Raw genomic sequence first — 9,694 nt, forward strand, 5'->3', positions numbered from 1 at the left:
TTTAAAATTTTAAGATTACTTAGCCGGCTCAGCTTTTTGTAATGCTGATTGCAACATTGTGATTTGCGAACGAAGAAGTTTGATCGTCACTCCGTTAGCGATTTCAAGGTTTGCAATTTGTTCATTTAAGCCTGTGATTTTACCTAACAAGCCGGATTGAGTAACAACTTGGTCACCCACTTTTAAACTTGATAAAAAGTTTTGTTGTTCTTTATGACGTTTAGCCTGAGGACGGATCAAGAAAAAATAAAATACAACAACGATAGCAAGCATTGGAACAAATTGCATCCAAGCCGGAGGTTGTTGTGCAGTAGTTGTTGCCGCAGCAGTTGTTGCTTCTTGCGCGAATGCGCCAAGGTTCATGACTAATAATTTCAGTAACATATATGGTTCCTTTTTACTTTCTTAGTTTTTTAAAAAACTCAAAGTAAAATTGAACACTTAAACGCGTAAACGATCAAGATACCTTAATCGTTTTTATCAGATTTTATAAATCGCGTTAGGCAGAAGTCTCTGTACTCTTCCCATCTGCCTTCATCTAAGGCTTGGCGGGCTTTAGCCATCACCGACATATAAAAATGCAGATTATGAATTGTATTAAGACGAGATCCTAAAATTTCACCACTTAAAAACAGATGGCGAAGGTACGCTCTTGAATAGTTTTTGCACGTATAACAGTCACATTCCGGATCTAATGGCCCCGGATCTTCTTTGTATTCTTGGCGTTTGATGCTGACTTTACCCTGCCAGGTATAGAGAGTCCCGTTTCTTGCCACTCTTGTAGGCATAACACAGTCAAACATATCCACGCCGGAATCAATCGAAATAATTAAATCAAGTGGAGTTCCCACGCCCATTAAATAGCGTGGCTTATTTTCAGGCATTAACGGCGCGATTTGCGGCAATAACTCGTGCATGAGGTGAATCGGTTCGCCGATTGAAAAACCGCCCAAAGCATATCCCGGAAGATCAACACTGGTCACTTGCTCTAGCGAGTACTTACGGTGCTCGAGCGATAGGCCTCCCTGCACGATCCCAAAAAGCAGGCTCTCCGGTCGCTGCATGGCTTTGTGCGAACGCACTAACCAGCGGTAGGTCAGATCCATCGATTTTTTGATCTGCTCGTCAGTGGCCGGATAACCAAGACATTCATCAAAGGCCATAATGATATCCGCACCTAAATCCATCTGGATTTCCATGGATTTTTCAGGAGATAAAAAGTGTTTCGCACCGTCTAAGTGTGAACGGAATTCAACACCTTCTTCAGACATTTTACGTAAGCCCGATAGCGAGAAAACCTGAAACCCGCCCGAATCCGTCAGGATCGGACCGTGCCAGTTCATAAACTTATGCAGGCCACCCATTTTTTTAACTAATTTTTCGCCCGGACGAAGATGTAAGTGATAGGTGTTACCCAGAACAACCTGCGTGCCGCAGTCTTTAAGCTCTTCAGGTGTCATCGCCTTAACTGTGGCTTTGGTACCGACCGCCATAAAGGTCGGCGTTTCAAAACTTCCATGATGGGTCATGTAAGTCGCGCGGCGCGCACGACCTGATTTTTTATGTAATTTGAATTCGCCTAACTTCATCTTTTCGCTCATAAGATGAATGGGTATAGCTTAAAAGTTGACTCGGATACAGCTTATTCTGGCAAAAGAGGCCCTGGCCGCATACAGCGGCTGTCCCCTTTTAAGCATGTGCTGAAGTGTTTAGCTTTTTGGCGCGCACGCGATTACCAAAATAACTGCGGTGTCCCCAAAGGCGCGATCCCGGAAGCAGCATAAACATCACTTTATGAAACATAAATTCCGGCAAGAATTTGCGTAAAATCGAAAACACCACAGCATCAAGTGTGACCCGCAGTCGAAGGGGGGGATTTTTTCTCTGTAATAACTTCTCCACCTTATGCGCGATCGATTCTGGAGTGGCAAACGCCCACTTCATCAAAGATTCGATGAAGGGCGACATTGAATTATAGTACTCCGAATGCGGGCCTTTAAGTTTTGCTGATAGTTTTGCTTTTTTGGGAAGCAAAATATTCTTAAAAGAATCGGAATTAATAAATCCCGGCTCAACCAAACTAACTTTAATACCGTAGGGCTTGGCTTCGTACCACAGCGATTCAGTCGCGCCTTCCAGCGCATGCTTAGAGGCCGAGTACGAGCCCATGGTTGGCATCGAGACCATACCGCTGACCGATGAAATATTAATAATGTGCCCGTTCATTTGCTCCCGCATTATCGGAAGCACCGAGCGGATTAAAGACATCGGTCCTAAATAATTGGTTTCAAGCTGAATCATTTCTGATTCACGGTCCATATGCTCAACCACAGAACGGTAACAGATACCTGCGTTATTCACCAGGATATCGATCCGCCCCCAGCGATTGGCAATTTCATTTACTAACGCCAAAACATTGGATTCATTCGTCACATCAAGCTCACGCACTAAAAGCGAATCAGATTCGGGAAACATTTCGCGTAAGTGATCAAGCCGGTGGGCACGCGCGGTGGCTATGATTTTGTAGTGCGGATTTTTGGCAAGAGTTTCCACCAGCGCTTTTCCAAGCCCTGTGGCACACCCGGTGATCAACACCACTTTCTGCGTCATATTCTTCGACGAACTCAAGCTACATCGCCTTTCGGTCTTCTGTAATTCGGTGCAAGACCTCTTTAAACTGATTTGAAGTAATCGGTTTGGTTAAAACCTCAATGCGCCGCGATTCAGTGTCTAAGATATCTTCGACTCCTTCTTTATCAACCGAAGAGATCAGGATAATGGGAGGGGCTTCCTGATCATCGGCGAAAATATTTTCGATGAAGTCCAGACCCGTGTCTGAACCCGCTAAGAAAACGTCTGTGATAATGAAGTCAAAGAACTGGCCGGATGAAATTGACTTTTCATACTGGATTTTTGCCTCTTCGGCACTGACCGCCCAACAAATTTCGGCAATATTTGCACCTAAATTTCGGCGCAAGATATCCGCCCAAAGTGGCTTGTAAGCTAAATCGTCTTCGATAATTAATACCCTGTAAACCATAACACACTCTCTTTCAACAAGAGCTGTAAGATGTGGCACGTTTTAAATCGCTACTTCCTGCTCATTGACATATTCACCCTCGGCTAAGCTCCAGTCTGTACGCCCTCGTTTTCGGTGATCCGACTTTTTTTGACTGAACAATCTACGTTTCATTTTTCGACTTGCAGCGGTGATCGTTTCCCAGCACTCATCTCCTGACGACATGACATAAACTTTTCGGTGTAGCCACGGCGCATGCGCCTCTATGTGACATTTGAACTTGTCGCCGTGATTTTTGGAGGTGATTTCTTTTTTACAGTACAGGTCGACAAATAAATTATTTTTTTGTGCGAGCCCGCCAAACATCTCCGTAATATAACCTTCGATGTTAAATCTTAAGTAATCAGGAACCTCTACGTGTGAGAAATGCAAGTTAATGGTCATAATTTCCTCCTTGATCTATGCCGTACCTTAAGTCTGTGGGGTAAATTTGGGATTAAGATTAAAATGATTTGAAGAATACGCAAAATCGCTGTATTTTTTAGATATTATTGCGCATAAAACCGACGATAAGATCTAAATAATCGTTTATTTGGATTATAATCGTTCTCAGGGCAAAACTAAGGGCATTGTTTAATGGCAAAGATATTGTGCATTGAAGACAGTCAGGATTTTGTGATCTATCTTACTTCGGTATTAAAAGACCATACATTGTCTTTTGCCCCGACCTTAAGCGACGCGTTTAAATATGTGCAAAACGGCCGTGAAAGTTTTGATCTGATTTTGCTCGACGTATCACTTCCTGATGGTAACGGCATTAAAGCGCTGTCACAATTTAAAGATGCCTTTAGTGCTAAAAATATCCCGATCATTATCTTAAGCGCTGACAACGATATTCTGAGCAAAGTGGCAGCCTTTGGTGTCGGAGCAGATGATTATATCGTAAAACCACCCCATTCTGCCGAATTAAAAGCCCGCATCGAAGCCAGACTTCGCACCGCACAGGCGCAGGCTAAAGACACCCAATTTATCAAGCTCGGAAACCTGGTGATCGACTCGGACAAGATGAGCGTGCAAATTCAGTCGGCTGACAAATTAGAAAATATCGATTTAACACCGTCTGAATTTAAACTGTTAAAAATTCTCTCGACCCGTCCGGGTCAGGTTTACTCGCGTGATTATCTTATTGATCATGTCTGGGGGATTTCAAAACACATCACCGAACGGACAGTAGATGCGCATATCTCACACTTACGTAAAAAGATTGCGGCGAGCACCGCCAAAGTAGAAACCGTACTTGGTGCCGGCTACAAAATCGAAGTTAAAGCCTGAATTAATTTTTAAATATAACTGCGATAGTCAGGGAAACTCTGTTTCATCTGACCGAGCATATTTTTGCCGTCATTAAGATAATCGACCACTTCATGATGCAAATCCGCCGATGACATTTCGGGGGTTCCCTTGACGTCACGTGAAATTTTACGCGAGCGCTGGGCGAAACGGCTAAATCCTACCAGATCTGCAGAGCCAGCAATTTTGTGTGAGCCTTTTGAGACCTCAACAAGTTCACCGGAGTTAAGGCTTGTGGCCACATGGGTCAATGATTCTTCAAGAGTAATAAAAAAGCGGGCTAAAATTTTTAACGCAACGGTCTCATCCGTATCTTCTTTAAGTTGGATTAAACCTTTTGGGTCGAAATCCTTTACCGCTTTAAATTTCGTCAAAATATCTTGAAATTGCATAATACCCCTCGCACATGCAGCATATCAGTCTTAATCCGACTAAACCATGTCCAAATAAAGGACGTTTGAAGGTCATTTGAAGATTTCTTCAAATGAAATTATTATTAATATCAAACTACTTCAACTACTATAATATGAGATGAAAGCTTCAAGACGAATTTACAACCGTGTCATCATGAACCTAAGCCACCATGTCAACCAGTTCCAAAGATTTATTCTATGGGCTCCGGTATTGACTTTAATCTGTGGCTTGGGATTTTGCTATTATATCTACACCCACTTAAAAGAGCGTGATGATTTTATCCAGAAAACAGTCTTTACCCAGACGGCCCGTGAAGAGCTGACCAAGATTGATCTGTTGTTAACCAACAGTATTTTAAAGATCCAGAGTTACGAAAATAATCTGGAAGAACGCCCGGCCAATTTTATTAAAGACGAACCTTACCTGGATCTGGTTCTGCGCCACACCCTGTTTCAGCGCATGACTATTATCCGTGAAGAGGGAAATCAAAGCTACCGCGCCCTTTTACGCGTAAACACACCGGATTCAAGCTTGCCTGAACCCAAATCTGATTTTCTGAAAACGCCGGAGATTAAAGGCATGTTTCAGGAGTTAAAAAATACCTCAGGCCTGCTGACGACTTTAGTTTATGAAGTCAATAACCGTCCGTACTTATCAGTGGCATTGCGCTCACGCATACACCGTAAAATTTATTTTTTATTTACCACACCACTCAGTAACCTTTTTAACCAGACGCAGATTACTGAAGCCGGAAGTATAGTCGTTAAAACCGAAAATAACCCCAAATCGTGGATTATCAAAACCGAAGATGACGGATCAAAAACCATCAGTAAATATATCCCCAAGCCGACTCCGGATCTATTCAACGTTCACTTTACCAATTCGCTACCGCAGTCAAACGTAAGACTATCTATTGATTTTAAATACTCTCCTATTAAAACCAATTTTATGTCGCCGGAAAACACTGCCGCCGCACTTGGTATACTTCTGACCCTGGTGATTTCGTATTTGATTTACCATTTAATCCACCAAAACCGCATGGCTAACAGGTTGATTGTAAGTAAGACCTTAGACTTAGAAAAAACCGCGCACGATCTGCAGCAGGCCTTAAACAGCAAAGCCCATTTCTTCGGTAAAATATCGCACGAAATCAGAACGCCATTAAATCTTATTCTTGGCATGATAGATTTAAGCAGCGAAGCCAACACCGACAAAGTCGTACAGAACTATTTAAAAACGATGCACACCTCAGGAGAACATCTGCTTTCGATGTTAGATGATTTGATCGAACTGGCGCAGGCTGAAAAAAATGAAATGACTTTTCAAGAGCGCAATATCTATCTGGCTCAGTTTCTCGGCGATGTGGTTAAGCTGGCCGGACAGGATTGTAAACATAAAGGTTTAAATATCTATCTGCACCTGGATAAATCAATGCCAGCCTGTGTGATCACGGACCCGAACCGCTTACGCCAGATCCTATTAAATCTGTTACGTAATGCCTCAAAATACACTCTGCAGGGCCATGTGATCTTGGCGGTACAGGCACAGGAAAGTTTAATCTCAAATAAAGTAAAACTCAAATTCGAGATCAAAGACAGCGGTATTGGCATACCTTCAGATAAGCTCAATAAAGTTTTTGATGCCTTCTTTCAGGTCGAAAATTCTAAAACCTATGCCGAAGGCGGTGTAGGCCTTGGTTTATCTATCGTAAAAGATATCGTTAAAAAGATGCAGGGTAAAATTTCGGTGAACTCTTCACCAAACCAGGGCTCAGTGTTTACAGTTGAATTAGAATTTTCACGTCCAGAACGCACAAACTGGTATGAAATCTATAAATCCCATGACACGACTAAATACACAGCGGTGTTATTATCGCGTGATCCGCTGTTACAGAAGTCTTTTGCCTCTCTGGCGTTTCACTCAAACATTGAAGAAATTGTTTTTATCAATGAAGATTTTGCGAAAGTCCTGCTGATGACTGATCCTCAGCGTAATTACTGGATCGTGCATGATCCGGAAACCGCGACAATGGATTTAGATATTCTGGCTAAGACCTTTGGCCGCCACCTGTTTGTCTTAGGCCCAAATAAACATATCGCCAACACATCCTCGGCAATGCTGATCAACTATATGAACAATGTGCCGTTTTTACCCTATGAACTGCTCACGATGAACGGTTTTTCCAGCCGCAGCCGTCAACGCAAACACCTGACCCCATCGACAGCCGTTAAAGCAGCGGCCAATCAGATCGAAACGCTAAAACAGCAAGAAGTCATTCCGAAAGAAAATCTTTCCATTATTGTGGCCGATGATGATCACGGTAATATCGAATTATATAAAGCCTACTTTGCAAAATCTGAATGGCAGGTGTGTTATAACTACGATGGCGAAAGTGCGTGGAAATCTTTTGAACGCAAGCTTCCGGATTTACTGATTTTAGACGTGCGGATGCCTAACATGGACGGCTTTGAATTACTTGAAAAAATCAGAGCCTACGAAAAACAGCGCAATATTAAACCTATTCCGGTGATCTTAGTGACCGCCGATTTACTGGATTACACCGCTCGCACCGCTAAAACATTTGATGATGTCACGCTGTTGTCAAAACCAATCAAGAAAAAACTTTTATTTGATACGATTCACTCGGTATCGATGAATTACAGGTAAATACCTACTTAAGCCAAACCGAAAAATCGCCGTAGCTGAACAGTTTAAACCTTCGTTCAATCGCCCAGGCATAATTTTTTTTGACATTTGCCAGTGAAGAAAACCCCGAAACCAGTGCAAGCAGTGTTGATTCGGGCTGGTGAAAGTTAGTCATTAAACGGTCGACGACCAAAAACTGACTTCCCTCTTGCAACAGCAGCTCAGAAGCGCCGGATAATTTTTCGGTGCGGGCTGCGGTTTCCAGGGTTCTGGTTACAGTCGTCCCCAGAGCCCAGACTTTACCACCAGCTGCTTTTGCCTGCTTGATCACCGCCCACACGGCCTCTGGAATGTCGTAAACTTCAGCGTGCATTTTATGATCGTCTAGGTTTTCAACCTTAACTGGCAAAAAGGTGCCCAAGCCCACGTGTAAGGTGATTTTTTCTACCTTTACACCTTTGGCTTTTAACGCAGCTAAATCGCCATCAGAAAAATGCAAACTTGCGGTAGGTGCGGCAAAACTACCTGGCTTTTCGGCCCAGGCGGTCTGATACCATGATTCGTCGGCCTTAACATTGTGGCGTTCTTCGCGGGCTTTCTGAATATACGGCGGAAGCGGCAATTCGCCAAACTGCTCAAAATCAGCTTCAGTTAATCTTGGACTTACTTCGACCAGTTGCGGGAGCCCTTTTTCTAATAGCTTCATTTTCGCGCCATTAGGCAAAGTAATCTCATCGCCGACTTTATATTTTTTTGAGGGAAATAAAACTTTTTGCGTACCGTTTGGAAGTTCTTCTAAAAACAATATTTCCAGATCACCGGCAAACACACGGCGTTTTAACACTTTGGTGTCGTTTAATACCAGCACATCGCCGGCCGGGATTTTCTCGATTAAATCCGCCATAGTGATTTCCGAAGGCTCACCGTGCGCATCGACAAACATCACCCGCGTCGGGCGCGAAGGGCTGGTCGCAATCAGGTCTTCGGGAAAATCATACTTAAGATCGGAAAGTTTCATAGACTGTGATCTAACACAAATAAAAAAAAGCGGAAAGCTTTTTAGGCTTTCCGCTGAAGATTAAGTTAGGGAACCACCAAAACCCAACTTATTCTTACTTATGTCATCTATTATTTTTTTGCTTTACCGGCACTCTCTCTGCCACCGTGACCCAGAGGGAATAGATCACTAGGCTTGAGTAGAACCCGCAAAAAATTAAAACTTCACTTAATTCGAAACTCACTTGAAACTCCTTCTTCGTTCGTCTCTGCTCTGTTACCCGTCGCCTTCCTTGGCAACTTGTGTGACGACTTCGGAAACAGCCATCCTAGCTGTATGCACCCTTAGTCGTTCTTTCGGGAGCGTCCTTGCTCTTAATGGTTAGATGTTTTTGGGGTATTTGCGGGTTAAAAAAAGAGCAAAAGAAATACAAATCCCGACCATAATCTAGGCTTATGGTTTAGGCTATCTGGCTATAAACATTCTGGAGTTTTTAAGGGCGCGGGCCGGCCGCTTAGGGCTTAGCCGGGCTTTTTTTGTTCTGTTCAACCTGGGTTGCAATACCGCGGATTTTTGCCTGCTGCTCCGGTGGCAGCGACTTTAAAAATTCACCCGGGTTTTGTAAGGCTTTTTGCAAAAGCTGATTCATCTTAACGGTATCACCGCCACTCATCTGTTTAACGGTGGCCATAATATCCGCAGAAACATCATAAACTTCCCCTTTTAACCGCTGATCACCACCCACCGCCTGCAGCGCAAAACTATCGGCCTGCTGCGCTTTCGGGTTATCTTTAAGAAGTTCTGCACGTTTAGATTCTGAGCGCATCATATCTTGCACATCTTTTAGGGCGGGATCAAGGTCGTCTTCAGCAAAACTCACAGTTGTCGATAACAGACCGACCGTTAACATCAAAATTAAGAATTTAAACATCGCAAAATCCCCCGAAAAAGAACTATTCTGCCAGAGAGGCCGTCAGATATTCTATGGATTTTTAATTTTTCGCATAATGAGACAGGTGCGATGTCGTTGACCGCCCTATTACCTTTTGCTTTAATTTAAAAAGTGCGCGCGAATGGTGGAATTGGTAGACACGTACGTTTGAGGGGCGTATGCGCAAGCGTGAGGGTTCAAGTCCCTCTTCGCGCACCAATTGTTTCACGCATTCTAAAGACAACAACGAGACCGGAAAGAAAAGTTATTACGGCAACTAGCGGCTCTTCTCACTTAACAGTTTATCACACAGCGCAAGTCACTAAAAACAAGTAGT

The 9,694-nt window shown here is 43.3% G+C and carries 10 protein-coding genes and 1 tRNA gene; 3 read left to right on the forward strand and 8 right to left on the reverse strand.

The annotated features are described in order from the left end of the window. Positions 1 to 15: 15 nt before the first annotated feature. The 5 genes from yajC to AC04MM_RS09390 form a co-directional block, all read right to left on the reverse strand. Positions 16 to 384 carry a preprotein translocase subunit YajC gene (gene yajC / locus AC04MM_RS09370; RefSeq protein WP_475380088.1) on the reverse strand — a complete coding sequence of 123 codons (369 nt, stop codon included), beginning with the start codon at positions 382 to 384 and terminating at the stop codon, positions 16 to 18. 83 nt (positions 385 to 467) lie between these two features. Beyond that, complete coding sequence (gene tgt / locus AC04MM_RS09375) at positions 468 to 1,601, reverse strand: tRNA guanosine(34) transglycosylase Tgt (protein WP_475380089.1); 1,134 nt, start codon at positions 1,599 to 1,601, stop codon at positions 468 to 470. Positions 1,602 to 1,689: 88 nt separating this feature from the next. Next, entirely contained in the window at positions 1,690 to 2,610 is a 921-nt protein-coding gene (locus AC04MM_RS09380) for an SDR family oxidoreductase (protein ID WP_475380090.1), read from the reverse strand. A gap of 19 nt (positions 2,611 to 2,629) precedes the next feature. Then, on the reverse strand, positions 2,630 to 3,040 hold the full coding sequence (locus AC04MM_RS09385) for a response regulator (RefSeq protein WP_475380091.1): 411 nt from the start codon (positions 3,038 to 3,040) through the stop codon (positions 2,630 to 2,632). 42 nt (positions 3,041 to 3,082) lie between these two features. Beyond that, positions 3,083 to 3,463, reverse strand: a complete 381-nt coding sequence (locus tag AC04MM_RS09390) for a hypothetical protein (RefSeq protein ID WP_475380092.1) — start codon at positions 3,461 to 3,463, stop codon at positions 3,083 to 3,085. 192 nt (positions 3,464 to 3,655) lie between these two features. Between AC04MM_RS09390 and AC04MM_RS09395 the strand changes: the two genes are divergently transcribed. Then, positions 3,656 to 4,351 carry a response regulator transcription factor gene (locus AC04MM_RS09395; RefSeq protein ID WP_475380093.1) on the forward strand — a complete coding sequence of 232 codons (696 nt, stop codon included), beginning with the start codon at positions 3,656 to 3,658 and terminating at the stop codon, positions 4,349 to 4,351. An 8-nt stretch (positions 4,352 to 4,359) separates the two neighbouring features. On the opposite strand, the gene AC04MM_RS09400 is transcribed toward AC04MM_RS09395, so the two are convergent. Next, the gene (locus AC04MM_RS09400) at positions 4,360 to 4,761 is read right to left on the reverse strand and encodes an Hpt domain-containing protein (protein WP_475380094.1); all 402 of its coding nucleotides are present in this window, start codon (positions 4,759 to 4,761) and stop codon (positions 4,360 to 4,362) included. Positions 4,762 to 4,900: 139 nt separating this feature from the next. Here AC04MM_RS09400 and AC04MM_RS09405 point away from each other — a divergent pair, with 139 nt between their 5' ends. Next, positions 4,901 to 7,450: a hybrid sensor histidine kinase/response regulator gene (locus tag AC04MM_RS09405; protein ID WP_475380095.1), complete on the forward strand. Its 2,550-nt coding sequence runs from the start codon at positions 4,901 to 4,903 to the stop codon at positions 7,448 to 7,450. A gap of 4 nt (positions 7,451 to 7,454) precedes the next feature. Here AC04MM_RS09405 and queA read toward each other — a convergent pair whose 3' ends face one another. Together queA and AC04MM_RS09415 are read right to left on the reverse strand one after the other, a co-directional pair. Beyond that, positions 7,455 to 8,447, reverse strand: a complete 993-nt coding sequence (gene queA / locus AC04MM_RS09410) for a tRNA preQ1(34) S-adenosylmethionine ribosyltransferase-isomerase QueA (protein ID WP_475380096.1) — start codon at positions 8,445 to 8,447, stop codon at positions 7,455 to 7,457. 493 nt (positions 8,448 to 8,940) lie between these two features. After that, the gene (locus AC04MM_RS09415) at positions 8,941 to 9,357 is read right to left on the reverse strand and encodes a hypothetical protein (RefSeq protein ID WP_475380097.1); all 417 of its coding nucleotides are present in this window, start codon (positions 9,355 to 9,357) and stop codon (positions 8,941 to 8,943) included. A 136-nt stretch (positions 9,358 to 9,493) separates the two neighbouring features. Here AC04MM_RS09415 and AC04MM_RS09420 point away from each other — a divergent pair. Beyond that, positions 9,494 to 9,576, forward strand: a tRNA-Leu gene (locus AC04MM_RS09420). Positions 9,577 to 9,694: the final 118 nt, after the last annotated feature.

It is taken from the genome of Bdellovibrio sp. SBM16 (genome assembly GCF_056175625.1).